General features: G+C 71.2%; 17 protein-coding genes. 7 read left to right on the top strand and 10 right to left on the bottom strand.

What is annotated here, in order from left to right; translation table 11 throughout:
* Window positions 1-57 precede the first annotated feature (57 nt).
* The 6 genes from hflX to miaA form a co-directional block, all read right to left on the bottom strand.
* On the bottom strand, window positions 58-1,548 hold the full coding sequence (gene hflX, locus ABZ385_RS19455; protein ID WP_358696521.1) for a GTPase HflX: 1,491 nt from the start codon (window positions 1,546-1,548) through the stop codon (window positions 58-60).
* Between the two features lie 255 nt (window positions 1,549-1,803).
* Entirely contained in the window at window positions 1,804-3,321 is a 1,518-nt protein-coding gene (locus ABZ385_RS19460) for a M1 family metallopeptidase (RefSeq protein ID WP_358912384.1), read from the bottom strand.
* A 120-nt stretch (window positions 3,322-3,441) separates the two neighbouring features.
* Window positions 3,442-5,595 (bottom strand): HD domain-containing protein, encoded by a 2,154-nt coding sequence (locus tag ABZ385_RS19465; RefSeq protein ID WP_358912386.1) that lies wholly within the window; start codon window positions 5,593-5,595, stop codon window positions 3,442-3,444.
* Between the two features lie 142 nt (window positions 5,596-5,737).
* Window positions 5,738-6,616, bottom strand: a complete 879-nt coding sequence (gene dapF / locus ABZ385_RS19470) for a diaminopimelate epimerase (protein WP_358912388.1) — start codon at window positions 6,614-6,616, stop codon at window positions 5,738-5,740.
* Between the two features lie 96 nt (window positions 6,617-6,712).
* Entirely contained in the window at window positions 6,713-7,174 is a 462-nt protein-coding gene (locus ABZ385_RS19475) for a hypothetical protein (protein WP_358582067.1), read from the bottom strand.
* A 107-nt stretch (window positions 7,175-7,281) separates the two neighbouring features.
* The gene (miaA, locus tag ABZ385_RS19480) at window positions 7,282-8,220 is read right to left on the bottom strand and encodes a tRNA (adenosine(37)-N6)-dimethylallyltransferase MiaA (protein WP_358582053.1); all 939 of its coding nucleotides are present in this window, start codon (window positions 8,218-8,220) and stop codon (window positions 7,282-7,284) included.
* 181 nt (window positions 8,221-8,401) lie between these two features.
* Here miaA and ABZ385_RS19485 point away from each other — a divergent pair, with 181 nt between their 5' ends.
* Together ABZ385_RS19485 and ABZ385_RS19490 are read left to right on the top strand one after the other, a co-directional pair.
* The gene (locus ABZ385_RS19485) at window positions 8,402-8,731 is read left to right on the top strand and encodes a hypothetical protein (RefSeq protein WP_358582050.1); all 330 of its coding nucleotides are present in this window, start codon (window positions 8,402-8,404) and stop codon (window positions 8,729-8,731) included.
* A gap of 36 nt (window positions 8,732-8,767) precedes the next feature.
* A complete protein-coding gene (locus tag ABZ385_RS19490) occupies window positions 8,768-9,058 on the top strand; it encodes an antitoxin (protein ID WP_358582048.1) in 291 nt (96 codons plus the stop codon).
* Between the two features lie 109 nt (window positions 9,059-9,167).
* On the opposite strand, the gene ABZ385_RS19495 is transcribed toward ABZ385_RS19490, so the two are convergent.
* Window positions 9,168-9,890 (bottom strand): class III extradiol dioxygenase subunit B-like domain-containing protein, encoded by a 723-nt coding sequence (locus ABZ385_RS19495; protein ID WP_358582046.1) that lies wholly within the window; start codon window positions 9,888-9,890, stop codon window positions 9,168-9,170.
* Between the two features lie 41 nt (window positions 9,891-9,931).
* Window positions 9,932-11,422: a tRNA (N6-isopentenyl adenosine(37)-C2)-methylthiotransferase MiaB gene (gene miaB, locus ABZ385_RS19500; protein WP_358582044.1), complete on the bottom strand. Its 1,491-nt coding sequence runs from the start codon at window positions 11,420-11,422 to the stop codon at window positions 9,932-9,934.
* Between the two features lie 139 nt (window positions 11,423-11,561).
* Between miaB and ABZ385_RS19505 the strand changes: the two genes are divergently transcribed.
* Window positions 11,562-12,557: a TAXI family TRAP transporter solute-binding subunit gene (locus ABZ385_RS19505; protein ID WP_358582042.1), complete on the top strand. Its 996-nt coding sequence runs from the start codon at window positions 11,562-11,564 to the stop codon at window positions 12,555-12,557.
* 33 nt (window positions 12,558-12,590) lie between these two features.
* Here the strand turns inward: ABZ385_RS19505 and ABZ385_RS19510 are convergent, their stop codons facing one another.
* A complete protein-coding gene (locus tag ABZ385_RS19510) occupies window positions 12,591-14,006 on the bottom strand; it encodes an ATP-binding protein (protein WP_358912389.1) in 1,416 nt (471 codons plus the stop codon).
* Window positions 14,007-14,021: 15 nt separating this feature from the next.
* On the bottom strand, window positions 14,022-14,711 hold the full coding sequence (locus tag ABZ385_RS19515; protein ID WP_358582038.1) for a response regulator transcription factor: 690 nt from the start codon (window positions 14,709-14,711) through the stop codon (window positions 14,022-14,024).
* Between the two features lie 274 nt (window positions 14,712-14,985).
* Between ABZ385_RS19515 and ABZ385_RS19520 the strand changes: the two genes are divergently transcribed.
* The 4 genes from ABZ385_RS19520 to ABZ385_RS19535 all read left to right on the top strand — a co-directional run bounded on the left by ABZ385_RS19520 (window position 14,986) and on the right by ABZ385_RS19535 (window position 18,422).
* Window positions 14,986-15,765, top strand: coding sequence for an amino acid ABC transporter ATP-binding protein (locus ABZ385_RS19520; protein WP_358582035.1), 780 nt, complete (start codon window positions 14,986-14,988; stop codon window positions 15,763-15,765).
* Window positions 15,766-15,810: 45 nt separating this feature from the next.
* Complete coding sequence (locus tag ABZ385_RS19525) at window positions 15,811-16,731, top strand: glutamate ABC transporter substrate-binding protein (RefSeq protein ID WP_358582032.1); 921 nt, start codon at window positions 15,811-15,813, stop codon at window positions 16,729-16,731.
* 96 nt (window positions 16,732-16,827) lie between these two features.
* Window positions 16,828-17,475, top strand: coding sequence for an amino acid ABC transporter permease (locus tag ABZ385_RS19530; RefSeq protein WP_358582029.1), 648 nt, complete (start codon window positions 16,828-16,830; stop codon window positions 17,473-17,475).
* Entirely contained in the window at window positions 17,472-18,422 is a 951-nt protein-coding gene (locus ABZ385_RS19535; RefSeq protein WP_358582026.1) for an amino acid ABC transporter permease, read from the top strand. The genes ABZ385_RS19530 and ABZ385_RS19535 overlap by 4 nt, the downstream gene beginning before the upstream one ends.
* The last annotated feature ends 125 nt before the right edge of the window (window positions 18,423-18,547 follow it).

Below are 18,547 nucleotides of genomic sequence, written 5' to 3' on the forward strand. Positions count from 1 at the left end.
GGCGAAGGCCCGCCCCCCTGAGGAAGGGAGCGGGCCTTCGCCGTGTGTGCGCCGCCGTCAGTGCGTGGCCGGCACGTACGGGCCGAGCTCCGCGGCGAGCTCTTCGTGCACCCGCGCCTTGAGCAGCGTGCCGTCACCGGTGTGCTCCTCGGAGAGCACCTCGCCCTCGGCGTGGGCACGCGAGATGAGCTGGCCCTCCGTGTACGGGACGAGGGCCTCGATCTCGACCTCGGGCCGCGGCAGTTCGGTGTCGATGAGCCCGAGCAGCTCCTCGATGCCTGCGCCGGTGCGGGCCGAGACCGCGATCGCGTGCTTCTCGTTGCGCAGCAGCCGCTGGAGGACCAGCGGGTCCGCCGCGTCCGCCTTGTTGATCACCACGATCTCGCGGACGTCGGTCGCGCCCACGTCCCGGATGACCTCGCGCACGGCGGCCAGCTGCTCCTCCGGCACCGGGTGCGAGCCGTCCACCACGTGCAGGATCAGGTCGGAGTCGCCGACCTCCTCCATGGTGGAGCGGAACGCCTCGACGAGGTGGTGCGGCAGGTGCCGCACGAACCCGACGGTGTCGGCCAGGGTGTACACCCGGCCGCTCGGCGTCTCGGCCCGGCGCACGGTCGGGTCGAGGGTGGCGAACAGCGAGTTCTCCACCAGGACGCCCGCGCCCGTCAGGCGGTTGAGCAGCGAGGACTTGCCGGCGTTCGTGTACCCGGCGATGGCGACCGAGGGCACCTTGTTGCGCCGGCGCTCCTGTCGCTTGATGTCGCGGCCCGTCTTCATCTCCGCGATCTCACGGCGCATCTTCGCCATCTTCTCGCGGATCCGACGCCGGTCCGTCTCGATCTTGGTCTCACCGGGACCACGGGTGGCCATGCCGCCACCGCCGCCGCCACCCATCTGACGGGAGAGCGACTGACCCCAGCCGCGGAGCCTCGGCAGCATGTACTGCATCTGCGCCAGGGCGACCTGCGCCTTGCCCTCTCGGGACTTGGCGTGCTGGGCGAAGATGTCGAGGATCAGCGCGGTCCTGTCGACCACCTTGACCTTGACGACGTCTTCGAGGTGGATCAGCTGGCCGGGGCTCAGCTCACCGTCGCAGACGACCGTGTCGGCGCCGGTCTCCAGCACGATGTCGCGCAGCTCCAGGGCCTTGCCGGAGCCGATGTAGGTCGCCGGGTCGGGCTTGTCGCGGCGCTGGATGACGCCGTCGAGGACGAGCGCGCCCGCGGTCTCCGCGAGGGCGGCGAGCTCGGCGAGGGAGTTCTCCGCATCGTCGACCGTCCCGGAGGTCCACACGCCGACGAGGACCACGCGCTCCAGGCGGAGCTGGCGGTACTCGACTTCGGTGACGTCCTCGAGTTCGGTGGAGAGACCGGCGACACGGCGCAGGGCCGCGCGCTCGGAGCGGTCGAGCTGGTCGCCGTCCCGCGCTCCGTCGATCTCGTGGCTCCAGGCGACGTCCTCTTCCATCAGGGCATCGGCCCGAAGACCTTCGGGGTAGTTCTGCGCGAAGCTCTGTGCGTCCTGGGAAGGGGAAGAAGAGGAGGTCATTGGATCCTTACGTCGATGCTTCGATGGGAATGCGGCCGGATCCGGGGACCCGCCCTCGACGGATGCGTCATCCGTCACTGTCGACAACGCCCGGTACGGCCGGGAGATTCCCGTGACCTGCCCGGACCGGAAGGGCCGTGCCGTGCCGTCGTCGACCTGACGATGGTCGCACGGCACGGCCCGTCTCGTCATCCGTGTTTTCCCCTACGGGGTTCCCCGCCCCCGTCTCTTCTCGTCCGCCGGCCCTTCCCGGAGCTACCCGGCCTTCCCCGGAGCCTTCGCCTCCGGCGCCGTCGTGCGCCAGTCCGGGTGGCCCGGCATCGGCGGGGTCTTCTTGCCGTACAGCCAGGCGTCGAAGAATCCGCGCAGGTCACGCCCGGCGTGGTAGGAGGCCAGCCGGATGAAGTCGGCGGTCTCCGCGTTGCCGTCGCGGTGGATGTGGACCCACTGCCGCTCCAGGCTCTCGAAGGCGCGCTGCCCGATCTCCTGGCGCAAGGCGTACAGGACCAGGGCGCTGCCGTCGTAGACGACCGGCCTGAAGAGGCTGATCTTCTGTCCCGGAGCGGGCTCCTTGGGCTTGGCGGGCGGGCCACCGGCGGCGCGCCAGGCGTCCGACCGGCCGTAGGCCGCCCGCATCCGGTCCTTCAGGGGCCGCTTCGCCTTCTCCTCGGCGAAGAGCGCCTCGTACCAGGTGGCGTGGCCCTCGTTGAGCCATACGTCCGACCAGTTCCGGGGGCTGACGCTGTCGCCGAACCACTGGTGGGCCAGTTCGTGCACCATGATCGCGTCGACGTACCACTCGGGGATCCCGGGGTGGACGAACAGCTCCCTCTCGAAGAGCGAGAGCGTCTGTGTCTCCAGTTCGAAGCCGGTGCGGGCACCCGCCACCAGGACGCCGTAGGCCTCGAAGGGGTAGCGGCCGACCTTCTTCTCCATCCAGTCGATCTGGCCGGGTGTCCTCTTCAGCCAGCGCTCCAGGACCTTGCGGTCCTTGGTGGGCACCACATCGCGTACGACGAGGCCGTGCGGGCCCTCGCGGTGCAGGACGGTGGAGCGGCCGATGGACACCTGTGCCAGCTCGGTCGCCATGGGGTGGTGGGTGCGGTACTCCCAGGTGGTGGTCTTCGCGGTGTGCCGGGGCTCGGCGCTCGGCAGGCCGTTGGCGACGGCGGTGAGCCCCTTGGGGGTGGTCACGCGGAACGTGAACACCGCCTTGTCCGAGGGGTGGTCGTTGCAGGGGAAGACCAGGTGGGCCGCGTCCGCCTGATTGGCCATGGCGAGCCCGTCGTCGGTGGGCAGCCAGCCGCTCTGCGCCTCCTTGGTAGAGACGGGGTCACTGGTGTGCCGGACGGCGATGCGCAGAACTTCGCCGGGCCAGAGCGGTTCGGACGGCGTGAGGACCAGGTCCTCTCCGGAGCTGTCGAACCGGGCGGCCCGGCCGTTGATCTCGACGGAGCGCACCTTGCCGTGGGTGAAGTCCAGGTTCACCTGCTCCAGCGGAGCCGTGACCCGGGCGTCGATCTTGGTGATGGCGTCCAGCGGCTTGCGGTTGTCACCGTGATAGGTGAAGTCGATGTCGTACGACTCCACGTCGTACCCGGGGTTGCCCAGGTGCGGGAAGAGCGGGTCGCCGATGCCGAGGGGGGCGGCCGGCGACGGCGCGCTCGCCGCGACGAGGGCCGCGGAGGCGGTCGCCGCGATCAGTGCCACGGCGAGGCGGTGGGTGCGAAGGGCCTTGGGCCGCGGGGCCGAGGTCCGAGGGGTGAGCAGCATGGACTTACCGCTATCAGCGCGCGCCCGTCCCCGTGCGACGCCGCGCGCCATGCCACTCGAACGTGTCGCTCCGGGGCCCTCCTGATGGGCCGGGCCGCCTCGGTGGCGGGCCTGCGCGTGTCAGTGGGCGGCGGCCGCCGGGTGCTGGGCGCGGCTCACGTCGTACACGCCCGGCACGGCCCGCATGGCCCGCATCAGCCCCGGGAGGTGCGCCGCGTCGGGCAGTTGGAGCGTGTAGGTGTGGCGTACGCGCTGCTGGGTCGGTGGCTCCACGGTCGCGGAGACGATGGCGACGCCCTCCAGGGCGATCGCCTCGGTGAGGTCGGCGAGGAGGTGCGCGCGGCCGAACGATTCGGCGGTGAGGGTGACGCGGCACTCGGCGCTGTCGCCCCAGCGCACGCCCACCTCCGCGCGCCCGACCTCCTTCATGCGCTCCACCGAGGGGCAGCCGGCGCGGTGGACGGTCACGGCGCCGCCGCGGACGGCGAAGGCGGTGATGGCGTCGGGCGGCACCGGCGTACAACACCCCGCGAGCCGCACGGTGGCACCCTCGCGGTCCACCACGGCGGTCGCGGCGGCGGGGCGGGAGGCGTCGGGTGCCTCGGGGGCCTCGGGGCGTGGCGCGGCCGCCGGCGCCTGCTCGGGTGGGCGCGGCGGGGTGGCCGCGGGGGCGGACGCCGCGGTGGCGGGGTGGGTGGTGAGCCAGCGCCGGATGGCGATGCGCGCGGCCGGCGTGCGGGCGTGCTCCAGCCACTCGCGGGAGGGGCCCGAGGTGGCGTCCTGGCTCAGGAGCAGCTGCACGGTGTCGCCGTCCCGCAGGACCGTGCTGAGCGTCGCGAGGCGGCCGTTGACGCGGGCGCCGATGCAGGCGTGCGCGTCCTCGCCGTACTGGGCGTAGGCGGCGTCGACGCAGCTGGCGCCGGCGGGCAGGCCGAGGGTGCCGCCGTCGGACCGGAAGACGGTGATCTCGCGGTCCTGGGCGAGGTCCTCGCGCAGTGTCGACCAGAACGTGTCGGGGTCGGGGGCGGCCTGCTGCCAGTCGAGGAGCCGGGAGAGCCAGCCGGGCCTGGTCGGGTCCACGCGCTCGTCGTCGGCCCCGGAGTGCTCCTCCGGAGCAGGCGCGTAAGGGTTGCGGAGGGCGACGACGCCCGCCTCGGCGACCTGGTGCATCTGGTGCGTGCGGATGAGGACTTCGGCCACCTCGCCGTCGGGCCGGGCGACGGCCGTGTGCAGCGACTGGTAGAGGTTGAACTTCGGTACGGCGATGAAGTCCTTGAACTCCGAGACGACGGGCGTGAAGCAGGTGTGCAGTTCGCCGAGGACTCCGTAGCAGTCCGCGTCCTCGCCGACGAGCACCAGGAGGCGGCCGTAGTCGGAGGCGCGCAGCTCGCCGCGTTTGCGGTGCACCCGGTGGACGGAGAGGAAGTGGCGCGGCCTGATGAGCACTTCGGCCGTGATGCCGGCCTCGCGCAGCACGCCGCGCACCTCGTTCGCGATGTCCCCGAGCGGGTCGCCCTCGCGCTGGGCGTCGGCGGTGATGAGGGCCTGGACCTCGGCGTACTCCTGCGGGTGCAGGATCGCGAAGACGAGGTCCTCCAGCTCGGTCTTGAGCGCCTGGACGCCGAGGCGCTCGGCGAGCGGGATGAGCACGTCCCGGGTCACCTTGGCGATGCGGGCCTGCTTCTCGGGGCGCATGACGCCGAGCGTGCGCATGTTGTGCAGCCGGTCGGCGAGCTTGATCGACATGACGCGCACGTCGTTGCCGGTGGCGACGAGCATCTTGCGGAAGGTCTCCGGCTCGGCCGCCGCTCCGTAGTCGACCTTCTCCAGTTTGGTGACGCCGTCGACGAGATAGCAGACGTCGTCGCCGAACTCGGCCCGCACCTGGTCCAGCGTGACGTCCGTGTCCTCGACGGTGTCGTGGAGCAGGGAGGCGGTCAGCGTGGTGATCTCGGCGCCGAGCTGGGCGAGGATCAGGGTCACGGCGAGGGGGTGCGTGATGTACGGTTCGCCGCTCTTGCGCGTCTGGCCGCGGTGCGAGGACTCCGCGAGGACGTACGCCCGGCGCAGCGGGTCGGGGTCGGCGTCGGGGTAGTGGGCGCGGTGGGCCTCCACCACGTGGCCGATCGCGTCGGGGAGGCGGTCGCGGGCGCCGGGCCCCAGCAGGGCGGCCCTGCCGAGCCTGCGCAGGTCGAGACGGGCGCGGCCGCGCCTGCGCAGCCCCCCGGTCGTCAGGGGGACGGGCGTGGCAGGGTTCGTGGCCTCCGCGCTCATGGGCACCTCCGGCTGCGTCGACCGGCGGTGAACGGACGGTGACGTACTCCGTCCGGGCCGGTGCTTGATGCTACCGAGCCCATCACGCGGCACTGACCGCCTCTCGCCGAGCGTGAAACGGATCACCCATTCGAGCGACACTTCATGCGATTGCCGTTTCGAGCCATTCGGACGCGAACTCGCCTTCGGCGACGATGACGGCGGGGCCGGTCATCTCGATCTCGCCGTCGGGGTGCTCGGTGATCACCAGGCGGCCGCCGAGGACCTCGACGGTGTACGTCACCGGGGCCCCGGTGACGGCCGGGTCAAGCGCGTCTCTGCGGGCCGCGGCGACGGCCACGGCGCACGTGCCCGTGCCGCAGGAGCGGGTCTCGCCCGCGCCGCGCTCGTGCACGCGCATGGCGACGTGGCGCGGGCCGCGGTCGACGACGAATTCGACGTTCACCCCGTCGGGGTAGGCGGAGGCGGGGCTGAAGAGCGGGGCTTCGTAGAGGGTGCCCGCTTCGGAGAGGTCGTCCACGAAGGCGACCGCGTGGGGATTGCCCATGTTCACGTTGAGCGCGGGCCACCGGTGCTCGGAGACGGAGACGGTGACGTCCCCGCCGGGGAGCAGCGCCTTGCCCATCCCGACGGTGATCTCGCCGCCGGATTCCGCCTTGGCGATGTGCACGCTCTTCACGCCGCCGCGGGTGGCCACCGTGAGGTCGCCCTCGCCGACGTGGCCGGCGTGCTGGAGGTAGCGGGCGAAGACGCGCACTCCATTGCCGCACATCTCGGCGATCGAGCCGTCGCCGTTGCGGTAGTCCATGAACCACTCGGCGCGGTCGGCGAGATGGCGGGCCTCGGGGTGGGCGGCGGAGCGCACGACGTGCAGGACGCCGTCGGCGCCGATGCCCGCGCGGCGGTCGCACAGGGCGGCCACGGCGGCCGGGGACAGCTCGACGGCGTTGTCCGGGTCCGGGATGATCACGAAGTCGTTCTCGGTCCCGTGCCCCTTGAGGAAGGCGATCCGCGTGCTCATTCCTCGATCGTACGGGGTGGGTACGACAGGCGGTCCGCGCGGTGCCGCGAAGGCGCCGGCGGAGCGGTCCCGACAGCGGCGCGACGCCGGCCGGTGTCAGCGGAGGCGGGCCACCCGCCACACGGCGAGGACCGCGGCGCCGAGGAACAGCAGGGCGTAGCCGCAGACGACCCGCCAGTCCGGGCGGCGCCCCGAGCCCCGCTCGGGCAGTCCGGGCCAGGTGTGTCCGACGCGGCGGGCGGCCATCATGCCCCAGCCGGCCGCGCAGCAGCTGATCAGCAGGCCGAGCATGGCGACCACCGCGCCGCCGTCGCCGAACTCGAAGGCCAGCGGGAAGGCGAACATCAGCGAGCCGACCGCGGCGAGGATCACGATGGGCGCGAGCTGCCAGACGCGCAGCCGCCGCTGCGGGCGCAGCTCGACCTCGACCTCGTCCTGCGCGGACATCTCGTCCGCCCCGGGTCCGTCGTCCGTCACGCCGCTCCCGCTCTCGTCGGGACCGTCGGGACTCAGCTGCTCTCCGCCGTCATGCGCGGTGTCACGAGGGCCGGCCTCCATCGCCACGCGCCCTCCCACTCCGGACTCCACCTGTCGATCGATGGTCGATGATGGCACGGCGTCAGGTGCGCGGATGACCCGCGGGGCGTCCCGATGCCATCACGTGATCAGGCTGTGACCGGTCGTTCGACCAACGCGAGGGCACGGGAAGGAAGTTCCCCCCGGTCGGCCATGGCGCCGCTCAGCCAGTGCACCCGGGGGTCGCGCCGGAACCACGAGTCCTGACGGCGTGCGAAGCGTTTGGTGGCGCGCACGGTCTCGGCGCGCGCCTCGTCCTCGGTGCACTCCCCCGCGAGGGCGGCGAGCACCTGCTGGTAGCCGAGGGCCCGGGACGCCGTGCGTCCCTCGCGCAGCCCCCGCGCCTCCAGCGCGCGTACCTCGTCGACCAGGCCGGCGTCCCACATGCGGTCCACGCGCGTGGCGATGCGCTCGTCGAGTTCGGGGCGCGCCACGTCGACGCCGATCTGGACCGTGTCGTACACGGAGTCGTGGCCGGGGAGGTTGGCGGTGAAGGGCTTGCCGGTGATCTCGATGACCTCAAGGGCGCGCACGATCCGGCGGCCGTTGCCGGGCAGGATCGCCTGCGCCGCCCCGGGGTCGGCGGCGGCGAGGCGGGCGTGCAGGGCGCCGGGGCCGCGCAGGGTGAGCTCCTCCTCCAGGCGGGCCCGTACGGCGGGGTCGGTGCCGGGGAACTCCAGGCGGTCGACGGCCCCCCTGACGTACAGCCCGGAGCCGCCGACGAGGATCGGCCAGCGGCCCTCGGCGAGGAGGCGGTCGATCTGCGCGCGGGCCAGTCGCTGGTACTCGGCGACGCTGGCCGCCTCCGTGACGTCCCAGATGTCGAGCAGCTGGTGGGGCACGCCGCCGCGCTCCTCGGGCGTCAGCTTGGCGGTGCCGATGTCCATCCCCCGGTAGAGCTGCATGGAGTCCGCGTTGACGACTTCGCCGCCAAGGCGCTGGGCGAGGAAAACGCCCAGATCGGACTTTCCTGCCGCGGTGGGACCGACGACGGCGATGACCCGCGGGGCGGGAGCTGCACTACTCACCGCACCAGTCTCGCAAACACCCGCAAGTCTTCCCGAACGAGCTACGTGACGGCACGCCTCCCAGGTCGTTGCCTGTTGCGAGGTCTCGGCCGCCGGTTTCGAGGACCGATGCCCCGGGCGACGCAATGGGCGCACCGGGTGGGGCGGGGTTTCGCCCACACGAGTAACGTATGGAGTAGATATGGGCGTTTTTGCAAGGTTCCGCCGGAAGGCCAAGGACAGCGAGGAGGCGGCGCCGGCCGAGGTGTCCACCGACGCGCAGACGCCCGAGGCGGCCGAGGCCGCTGGGGAGTCCTCCGAGGCCGAGGGGTCCGCCGAGCGCGAGGGAGCCGCCGAATGCCCTGCCGAGGCCAAGGCCGAGCCGGCCGTCAAGACCGACGCGGACACCGAGAGCGCCGGCGAGGACAAGCCCGCGGAGTCCGCCGAGGCGGCGGACGGCGTGGACATCCCGAAGCAGCAGTCGGCCGGCGAAGCGGCCGACAACGAAGCCGGTGAGGGCGCCCGGAAGTAGCACCCCGGCGAACTCCCGGCGAGGGAAGGTGAATGCATGGGCTTCCTGGACCGCCTGAAGGACAAGCTGGCCCCTGCCAAGGGCAAGGTCTCCGACCTCGCACAGCAGCACGGGGACAAGATCGACCAGGGGCTGGACAAGGCCGCGAAGGTCGTCGACGCGAAGACCAAGGGCAAGTACAGCGACAAGATCCACACGGGAACGGGAAAGGCGAAGGACGCCGTCGACCGTCTCGCCGGCCCTGCGCACGGCACGGACGGGCACGGCGGGGGCACGGGCGGCAGCGCCACTCCTCCCCCGCCCCCGACGCCTCCCGCGGCTCCCTGAACCGCATCGGCGGACGGCCGTGAAGCATCCTGCTTCGCGGCCGTCGCCGCGTGTGGGGGCTGTTCCCCGGAAGGCCGTCCGGGCCCGGCGCGGGCCGCCGGCGGGGCCCTCAGGACCAGGCGGCCACGAGGTACCCGACGCCGTAGGGCGCGTCCTCGTAGAGCAGCTCTCCGCTCAGCGCCGCGCCGTCGGCCGCCCCGGCGAGCACCTGCCAGGGTGCGCGGCCCGCCGCCTTCAGTTCGTGCGCCAGATCCGCGTCCAGTGCCTTCAGCGCGCCGACGTCCGCCGTGCCGAGGGCGCGGCCGGCCGCCGCGTCGAAACCGGCCGCCCGCTCATCGAGGTAGCCGGGGGCCTTCAGCGTGCGGCACGCGCTGGCGTCGCCCATCACCAGCAGCGCCACCCGGTCGGCCCGCGCCCCGATCTCCGCCCCCGCCGCGAGGCAGCGCTCGGCGGCGAGGGCCTCCCCGACGGCCAGGCCTGCCGGCGGGGCGGTGGACCACCCGGTGCGCGCGAGCAGCCAGGCGGCCACGGCGAGCGAGGGCGGCAGCTCGCGCCCAGCCGGCGCACCCTCGTCGGTGCCGGGCCCGAGCCGTACGTCGAGGTCCACCCCGAAGCCCCGGAAGGAGCCAAGGGTGCCTTGCGGATACGGCTCGCTTTCGCCCGGTCCGTCGGCGGGCCCGACCACGACGAGGCGATCGGGCCGGGATGCGGCGAGCACCCCTAGGGCGTCGGTGCACGCCGCGCGCGCGGCGTCCAGTTCCGGGGCGGCTCCCGCGGCGACGGCGGGCACGAGCAGGGGCGCGCTGGGGCAGACGGCTGCGGCGACAAGCATGATCCGCAGACTAACGCGCACCCGGTGGGCGACCGGCCCGATCAGTCACAGCCGCAGCCGCTCCCCGTGGCCACCGGCAGCGGGGCCGGGGCGCCGATCTTCGGCAGGCCCAGCATGACGCCCGCGGGCTTCGCGGCCGCCTCGGTGTTGCGCTTCTGCCACGCGTCACCCGCGCGCGTGGGGCGTACGTTCAGCACGGCGCCCTCGGCGAGCAGGTGGTGCGGGGCGGCGTAGGTGATCTCGACCGTCACGACGTCGCCGGGGCGCACCTCGGTGTCCGGCTTGGTGAAGTGCACCAGGCGGTTGTCGGGAGCGCGGCCGGAGAGGCGGTGCGTGGTTCCGTCCTTTCGGCCCTCGCCCTCGGCGACCATCAGGTCCAGGGTGCGGCCGACCTGCTTCTTGTTCTCCTCCCAGGAGATCTCCTCCTGGAGGGCCACCAGACGCTCGTAGCGCGCCTGGACGACCTCCTTGGGGATCTGGTCCTCCATGGTCGCGGCCGGGGTCCCGGGGCGCTTGGAGTACTGGAAGGTGAAGGCGTTGGCGAAGCGGGCCTCGCGGACGACGTGCATGGTCTGCTCGAAGTCCTCCTCGGTCTCGCCGGGGAAGCCCACGATGATGTCGGTGGAGATGGCCGCGTCCGGCATGGCCGCGCGGACCTTCTCGATGATCCCCAGGAAGCGGTCCTGGCGGTAGGAGCGGCGCATCGCCTTGAGGATCGGGTCGGAGCCGGACTGCAGCGGCATGTGCAGCTGCGGCATCACGTTGGGCGTCTCGGCCATGGCGGCGATGACGTCGTCGGTGAAGTCGCGGGGGTGCGGGGAGGTGAAGCGCACGCGCTCCAGGCCCTCGATCCCGCCGCAGGCGCGCAGCAGCTTGCTGAAGGCCTCGCGGTCGCCGATGTCCGAGCCGTACGCGTTCACGTTCTGCCCGAGGAGGGTGATCTCGCTGACGCCTTCGCCGACGAGCGCCTCGATCTCGGCGAGGATGTCGCCGGTCCTGCGGTCCTTCTCCTTGCCGCGCAGGGCGGGGACGATGCAGAAGGTGCAGGTGTTGTTGCAGCCCACGGAGATGGAGACCCACGCGGCGTACGCGCTCTCGCGGCGCGTGGGCAGCGTCGAGGGGAACGCCTCCAGGGACTCCGCGATCTCGACCTGCGCCTCTTCCTGGACGCGGGCGCGCTCCAGGAGGACCGGCAGCTTGCCGATGTTGTGCGTGCCGAAGACGACGTCGACCCAGGGCGCCTTCTTGACGATGGTGTCGCGGTCCTTCTGGGCGAGACAGCCGCCGACGGCGATCTGCATCCCGGGCCGCTTGGTCTTCATCGGGGCCAGGCGGCCGAGATTGCCGTACAGGCGGTTGTCGGCGTTCTCCCGCACGGCGCACGTGTTGAAGACGACGACGTCGGCGTCGCCGTCGGCTCCTTCGGGCGCACGTTCGTAGCCGGCGTCCTCCAGCAGCCCGGAGAGCCGCTCGGAGTCATGGACGTTCATCTGGCACCCGTAGGTGCGCACCTCGTAAGTCTTCGCGCTCATCTCGCCCCCCAGGGTACGGGGTCGCCACGCGCGTGTGGCCGGGGACGGCGGCCGGGGCTCCCCGGGGGCGGCCGTCAGGGCCCCGAGGTGTGACCTCGCCCCTGGTCATCCCGGTGAGGGTGCTGGCAGGATCGCGCGCATGCTCCAGGCACTCCCCCGCATCGGCAGGCGCCGCGCCCTCCAGGGCGCGGCCGCCGCGCTCGTGGTGTTCGGGCTGCTGGTGTGGTGGCTGATGCCCATGGGCGAGAGCTCCCCGAGCGGCCGGATCACGTTCAGCACGGGCGTGCGCAACGGCGTCTACGAGCGGTACGGCAAGCTCTTGCGCTCGGCGATCTCGCAGGACATGCCGGAGGTGGACGTCGATCTGCGCAACAGCCAGGGGTCGCCGCAGAACGTCGAGCGGGTGGCCACGGGCGAGGCCGACTTCACCATCGCGGCCGCCGACGCCGTGGAGAAGTACCGCCTGGAGGGCGCACCGGGGGCGGACCGCCTGCGCGGCTGCGCGCGCCTCTACGACGACTACGTGCAGCTCGTGGTGCCCCGGGGCTCCGACATCCACTCCGTGGCGGATCTGCGGGGCAAGCGGGTGGCGGTGGGGCAGGACCGCTCCGGCGTGCGGCTGATAGCGGACCGGGTGCTGGACGCCGCGGGGCTCGACCCGCGGACGGACATCGAGCCGGTGTCGGCGGGCATCGACACCATGCCCGACCTGTTGCGGAGGGGTTCGATCGACGCCTTCTTCTGGTCGGGCGGGCTGCCGACGACCTCGGTGCGGGTGCTTTCGAAGAAGACGGACATTCGTCTCGTCGGACTCGGCTACCTCGTCGACAAGCTGCACGAGCAGGGCGGCGCCTCGCGCTACTACCGGGCCGCGACCATGCCGGCCGACGCCTATCCGCACGCCCAGCAGGGCTCCGCCGTGCCGACCCTGGCGGTGGCCAACCTCCTGGTCACCACCGACCGGGCCGACGCCGACCTCACCGCCGGGCTGACCCGGACCGTCATCGACAGCCGGGACCACATCGGCGACCAGGTGCACGCGGCCCAGCTGGTGGACCTGCGCACCGCCCTGTTCACCGACCCCCTGCCGCTGCACGACGGGGCGCGCCGCTACTACCGCTCGGTCAAGCCGTGAGCGGGTGACTCCGGCAAGGCCGCGGAACGGCCCTCAGGGGCCCGTCGACGGCTCGCTGCGGGGGACGCTGACGCTCACCCTCAGTCCGTGCGGTTCGTTCCGCGCGTACGCGATGGAGCCGCCGCCCGCCGCGAGCAGGGCCCGCGAGATGGACAGGCCGAGGCCCGAGCCCTTGACGTTCTGGTGGCGGTTGCTGCGCCAGAAGCGGTCGCCGACGCGGGCCAGCTCGTCGTCGGTGAGCCCGGGGCCGCCATCGGTGACCACGACGGTCGTCGAGCCGTTGCCCGAGGAGACCGCCACGTGGACCGGTCCGCCTTCGGGGGTGAACTTCAGGGCGTTGTCGATCACCGCGTCCAGTGCGCTGGAGAGGGCGACCGGGTCGGCCCAGCCGGTGGTCGCCGGGCACTCGCCCGTCAGCCGTACCCCCCGCTGCTCGGCGAGCGGGCGCCAGGAGGCGACGCGCTCGGCGGCCAGTTCACCGATGTCGATGAGGCACAGGTCCGCCGCGGCGTGTTCGGCCAGCGCCAGGTCGAGCAGGTCGTCCAGGACCTGGGCGAGGCGCTTGCCCTCGGTGCGGACCGAGGCGATCTCCTCGTTGCCCTCGGGCAGTTCGAGGGCGAGCAGTTCGATGCGCAGCAGCAGGGCGGAGAGGGGGTTGCGCAGCTGGTGGGAGGCGTCGGCGACGAAGGCGCGCTGCTGTTCGAGCACGTCCTCGACGTGGTCCGCCATCTCGTTGAACGAGCGGGCGAGGCGCCTGAGTTCCGGTGGCCCGCCGGCCGCCGCGACGCGCGATTTGAGGCGTCCGGTGGCTATGTCGTGCGTGGTGGCGTCCAGGACGCGCACGGGGCGCAGCACCCAGCCCGTGAGCCGCAGGGCGGCTCCGACGGCCAGGAGCATCGCCGCGAACTCCCCTGCGGCGATCAGCAGCCAGCCGTACAGCGTCTTGGAGCGCATGCGTCCGGTCGGCGAGTCGGTGACGACGACGGCGATGACGTCCCCGTCCCTGATCACCGGGGACGCGACGGCGAGGCGGCCGCGCCGCCACGGCCACACCTGCTCGGGGTCGTGGCTGCCACGGGAGCGCAGGGCTTCCCGGAAAGCGCCGCGGACGTCTCCCTCGGTGGGCAGGTACCAGGTGGCGGGGGCGTGTGCCATGGGGCTGTCGTCGCGGTAGAAGACGCCTGCCCTGATGCCGTAGACCTCGTAGTAGTCGTCGAGTTCCTTCTGCAGGGTCTCGCGGCGCTCGTCGGTGTCGCCCTTGACGCGGGAGCCCGAGGGCCGCTTGGTGACGAACTGCGCGAGGGAGGCGAAGCGGGCCGTGTCGTCGATCCGGTCGACGACCGCCTTCTGCTGCTGCGCCGCCGCGACACTGACGGCCAGCGGGAAGCCGAGCGCGAGCAGGACGCCCGCCATGAGGACGATCAGCAGCGGGAGGAGGCGTGAGCGCACCGGTCCTCGCTCTTGCTACGTGGCCGGGGCGACGAGGCGGTAGCCGACGCCGCGCACCGTCTCGATCAGCGCCGGCATGTGCAGCTTGGCCCGCAGGGACGCCACGTGTACTTCCAGGGTGCGTCCCGTCCCTTCCCAACTGGTGCGCCAGACTTCGCTGATGATCTGCTCGCGGCGGAACACCACTCCGGGGCGCTGGGCGAGGAGGGCGAGCAGGTCGAACTCCTTGCGGGTCAGTTGGACGACCGAACCGTCCACGCTGACCTGCCGGGTGGGCAGTTCGATGTGCACGGCTCCCAGCCGCAGCTCGCTGTCGCCCGGTACCGCCGCGCCGCCGGGGGTGGGTCGCCGGATGACCGCGTGGATGCGGGCGATGAGTTCTCCGGTGTCGTACGGCTTCACCACGTAGTCGTCGGCTCCGAGGTTGAGGCCGTGGATCCGGGAGCGCACGTCCGAGCGCGCCGTCACCATGATCACCGGTGTCGAGCCGCGCTTGCGGATCTTGCCGCAGACCTCGTAGCCGTCCTGGTCGGGCAGGCCGAGGTCGAGGAGGACCACTCCGAAGGGGGGCGCCTGCGCGGGGAGCAAAGCCTGCAGCGCCTCCTCGCCGCTGCGGGCGTGCACGACGTCGAAGCCGTGCCGGGCCAGGATCGCGGACAGGGCGGCGGCCACGTGATCGTCGTCCTCGACAAGAAGCAGTCTCATACGGGCCCCCTCCAATTCATCCGTGGTTCGACCGTGGCCGGTACTCGCGCGAGCGCACCAAGGCATCCACGCCGATGGATGAGGACCGCGTCAAGAGGGTTCGGGTCACGGACACGTTCCGTTATCCAGCCGGTACGGACATCGTGGGCCCTCTTCACACGGAGTGTCCGGTTGCGGCCGGATCGTTATGCTCAATTTCCCCTCAGATGTAATGACGCTGGTCGCACTGGGTGATTACTGTCCTCCCCAACCGAGGAGGATGGAGCAACAAGCCGTGACCGAAGTATCGGTGACCAAGGACGCCATACCGCCCGGGGCGGACGACCTGGTCGTGCTGAAGAACGTCAACAAGCACTTCGGCGCTCTGCACGTCCTCCAGGACATCGACCTGACCATCGCCCGCGGCGAGGTCGTCGTGGTGATCGGCCCCTCCGGGTCGGGCAAGTCGACCCTGTGCCGCACCATCAACCGCCTGGAGACGGTCGACTCGGGAGACATCTCGATCGACGGCAAGCCGCTGCCCCAGGAGGGCAAGGAGCTGGCCCGTCTCCGTGCGGACGTGGGCATGGTCTTCCAGTCGTTCAACCTTTTCGCGCACAAGACGGTGCTCGAGAACGTGACGCTGGGCCAGACCAAGGTGCGCAGGACCGGCAAGGCGGAGGCCGAGACGAAGGCCCGCGCCCTGCTGGACCGCGTGGGGGTCGCCTCACAGGCCGACAAGTACCCCGCGCAGCTCTCCGGCGGTCAGCAGCAACGTGTCGCCATCGCACGCGCGTTGGCGATGGACCCCAAGGTGATGCTCTTCGACGAGCCCACGTCGGCGCTCGACCCGGAGATGATCAACGAGGTCCTCGAGGTGATGCAGCAGCTCGCCCGCGACGGGATGACGATGATCGTCGTCACCCACGAGATGGGCTTCGCCCGGTCGGCGGCGAACCGTGTCGTCTTCATGGCGGACGGCCGGATCGTCGAAGAGGCCACGCCGGACCAGTTCTTCAGCAACCCGCGCAGCGACCGGGCCAAGGACTTCCTGTCGAAGATCCTTAAACACTGAGGCTTCACGCCGTCTCAACTCCAGTCGAATCAGAGGATGTTCCCCATGAAGCTCCGTAAGTCCGTTGCCGTGGCGGCGGCCGTCGCCGCGCTCTCGCTGACCGCCACCGCCTGCGGCGGCAAGGAGGGCTCCGCCGGCGACAAGCCGCAGGGCCCGGACAGCAAGGACACCAAGGCCCTCAGCTACACGGTCAAGAAGGACGTGTCGCTCGACTCGTCCGTCTTCAAGGCGGCCAAGAAGCGCGGCAAGCTGATCGTCGGCGCCAAGGCCGACCAGCCGTACCTGGGCTTCGAGGACCAGTCGACCAAGGAGCGGTCCGGCTTCGACATCGAGATCGCGAAGATGATCGCGGCGGACCTGGGCTTCTCGGCGAAGCAGATCGAGTACAAGACGGTCGACTCCGGCGCCCGGGAGACCGCGGTCTCCAAGGGCGACGTCGATCTGATGATCGGCACGTACACGATGAACGACGAGCGCAAGAAGCAGATCGACTTCGCCGGGCCGTACTACCACGCCGGCGCCTCCCTGCTCGTCCGCAAGGACGAGAAGGACATCAAGGGCCCGGAGACCGTCCGCGGCAAGAAGGTCTGTTCCATCGTCGGCTCCACGCCGCTGCAGAACATCAAGAAGCCGAAGTACGGCGCCAAGGTGACCGAGCTGTCCAAGTACTCCGAGTGCGTGGCGCAGATGCTCAACGACCAGGTCGACGCCGTCACCACCGACGACGCCATCCTGATGGGCTACGCGGCGCAGAACCCGAAGAAGCTCAAGGTCGTCGGCAAGCCCTTCTCCGACGAGCCCTACGGCGTCGGCCTCAAGAAGGGCGACAAGGCCCTGCAGAAGGCCGTCGCGGACGCCATCAAGGCGCACCAGGAGAACGGCGACTACAAGAAGGCCTTCGAGGCCACCCTCGGCAAGTCCGGCTCCGAGTACAAGGACCCGCCGGCCTTCACCGACCCCAAGTAGGACCCCCGCGCCCCGCTTCGTACGGCCGACACGTCCGTACGGGGCGGGGCGTCCTGTGAGCCCATCGCCGCCCGACCGCCCTCTCGCGGAGAATTCATGAACGTACTGACCGACAACCTGTCGCTGTTCCGCGAGGGGTTCATCGGCACCGTGGAGCTGACCGTGGTCAGCGGGGTCATCGCCATGGTGCTCGGCGTGATCATCGCCGCATTCCGCGTCTCCCCGGTGCCGCCGCTGCGCGTCTTCGGCACCCTGTGGGTGAACATCCTCCGGAACACCCCGCTGACGCTGCTGTTCCTGGTGGCCTTCTTCATCCTCCCCAAGATCCTCTTCCCGGACATGGACTCCTTCGTGCTCGGCGTCGTGGCGCTGGGGTTCTACACCTCGTCGTTCGTGGCCGAGGCACTGCGCTCCGGCATCAACACCGTGCCGATGGGCCAGGCCGAGGCGGCCCGCGCGATCGGCATGAGCTTCACGCAGGTCATGCGGGTGGTGGTGCTCCCGCAGGCCACCCGTGCGGTGGTCGCCCCGATGGGGTCGATCTTCATCGCGCTGACGAAGAACTCCGCCATCGCGGGCAGCTTCGACAACGTCGACCTGTTCAACGTCGCCAAGACCCTCAGCAACGAGGGCTACGACATAGCCATGATCTTCGTCTGGATCACGGTCGCGTACCTGATCATCACGTACGCCATCAACGGCGCCTTCCGGCTGTTGGAGCACCGCATGGAGGTCGCCCGATGAGTGCCAGTGTCCTCTTCGACGCACCCGGGCCCAAGGCCAAGGTCCGCAACCGGATCTACTCCATCGCCGGCACCGCGGCGGTCCTCGGCCTGATCGTCTGGGCCGTCCTGCGGCTCAACGAGAAGGGCGAGTTCGAAGGCGCCCTGTGGGACATCTTCAACTACTCCGGCATCCGCGAGAACATCTTCGAAGCGCTCCTGGCCACGCTCAAGGCCTTCGCGCTCGCCGCGGTGCTCTCGCTGGCCTTCGCGGTCGTGCTGTGTGTCGGCAGGCTGTCCGAGCACCGGGTGGTGCGCTGGGCCTCGGTGATCTTCATCGACCTCTTCCGGTCGATCCCGCTGCTGATCACGATCTTCGCCCTGTGGGTCGGCATCGTCGGCGACGTGACGCCGTTCTGGGCGCTGGTCCTCGGCCTGTCGATCTACAACGGCTGCGTCCAGGCCGAGGTCCTGCGCGCGGGCGTGAACGCCGTGCCGAAGGGCCAGCGGGAGGCCGCCTACGCCCTGGGCATGAGCAAGACGCAGGTGACGGCCGGCATCCTGTTCCCGCAGGCCGTGCGCTCCATGCTGCCGACGATCATCAGCCAGCTCGTGGTGACGCTCAAGGACACCTCGCTCGGCTACATCATTCTGTACCCCGAGCTGCTGTACTCGGCGCGGCTGATCGCCAACAACACCCCCGTGAACGGCACGTACCCCTTCGTCCAGACGGTCGCGGTCGTCGGTGCCATCTACATCGGGCTCTGCCTGGCGCTCTCCTCGCTGGCCACCTGGATCGAGAAGCGCGGGCGCCGCACCAAGACCGGCATCGTGGTGGCCGCCGCGGCGGAGCCCGCGGAGACGCCCGCCGTACTGGACGCGGCCACGCCGCTCGGCCCGACGGTGGCCACGGAGGCGGACAAGGGCCCGACCGACGACACCAACGGCTCGGTTGGGAAATCCAACTGACGTAGCGTCGACATAGTGTGTGGGGGGTGGCCACCGAGCCGCCCCCCACACGCGTCTCCCTGGGCCCGCCTCCCCCTCCCGGCAGGCCGCTCCGCTGTTACTTCCTGGTGAACGCCACTGCCGTC

Origin of the sequence: Streptomyces sp. NPDC005898, from assembly GCF_040629635.1 — a bacterium.
GTDB lineage: Bacteria > Actinomycetota > Actinomycetes > Streptomycetales > Streptomycetaceae > Streptomyces.

Bases quoted from the DNA above. Each gene is read 5' to 3' on its own strand.
- ABZ385_RS19525 (WP_358582032.1), top strand. From the start codon at position 15,811: ATGAAGCTCCGTAAGTCCGTTGCCGTGGCGGCGGCCGTCGCCGCGCTC.
- ABZ385_RS19475 (WP_358582067.1), bottom strand. From the start codon at position 7,174: ATGGAGGCCGGCCCTCGTGACACCGCGCATGACGGCGGAGAGCAGCTG.
- ABZ385_RS19490 (WP_358582048.1), top strand. From the start codon at position 8,768: ATGGGCTTCCTGGACCGCCTGAAGGACAAGCTGGCCCCTGCCAAGGGC.
- ABZ385_RS19530 (WP_358582029.1), top strand. From the start codon at position 16,828: ATGAACGTACTGACCGACAACCTGTCGCTGTTCCGCGAGGGGTTCATC.
- ABZ385_RS19465 (WP_358912386.1), bottom strand. From the start codon at position 5,595: ATGAGCGCGGAGGCCACGAACCCTGCCACGCCCGTCCCCCTGACGACC.
- ABZ385_RS19485 (WP_358582050.1), top strand. From the start codon at position 8,402: ATGGGCGTTTTTGCAAGGTTCCGCCGGAAGGCCAAGGACAGCGAGGAG.
- ABZ385_RS19515 (WP_358582038.1), bottom strand. From the start codon at position 14,711: ATGAGACTGCTTCTTGTCGAGGACGACGATCACGTGGCCGCCGCCCTG.
- dapF (WP_358912388.1), bottom strand. From the start codon at position 6,616: ATGAGCACGCGGATCGCCTTCCTCAAGGGGCACGGGACCGAGAACGAC.
- ABZ385_RS19535 (WP_358582026.1), top strand. From the start codon at position 17,472: ATGAGTGCCAGTGTCCTCTTCGACGCACCCGGGCCCAAGGCCAAGGTC.
- ABZ385_RS19460 (WP_358912384.1), bottom strand. From the start codon at position 3,321: ATGCTGCTCACCCCTCGGACCTCGGCCCCGCGGCCCAAGGCCCTTCGC.
- ABZ385_RS19495 (WP_358582046.1), bottom strand. From the start codon at position 9,890: ATGCTTGTCGCCGCAGCCGTCTGCCCCAGCGCGCCCCTGCTCGTGCCC.
- hflX (WP_358696521.1), bottom strand. From the start codon at position 1,548: ATGACCTCCTCTTCTTCCCCTTCCCAGGACGCACAGAGCTTCGCGCAG.
- miaB (WP_358582044.1), bottom strand. From the start codon at position 11,422: ATGAGCGCGAAGACTTACGAGGTGCGCACCTACGGGTGCCAGATGAAC.
- ABZ385_RS19505 (WP_358582042.1), top strand. From the start codon at position 11,562: ATGCTCCAGGCACTCCCCCGCATCGGCAGGCGCCGCGCCCTCCAGGGC.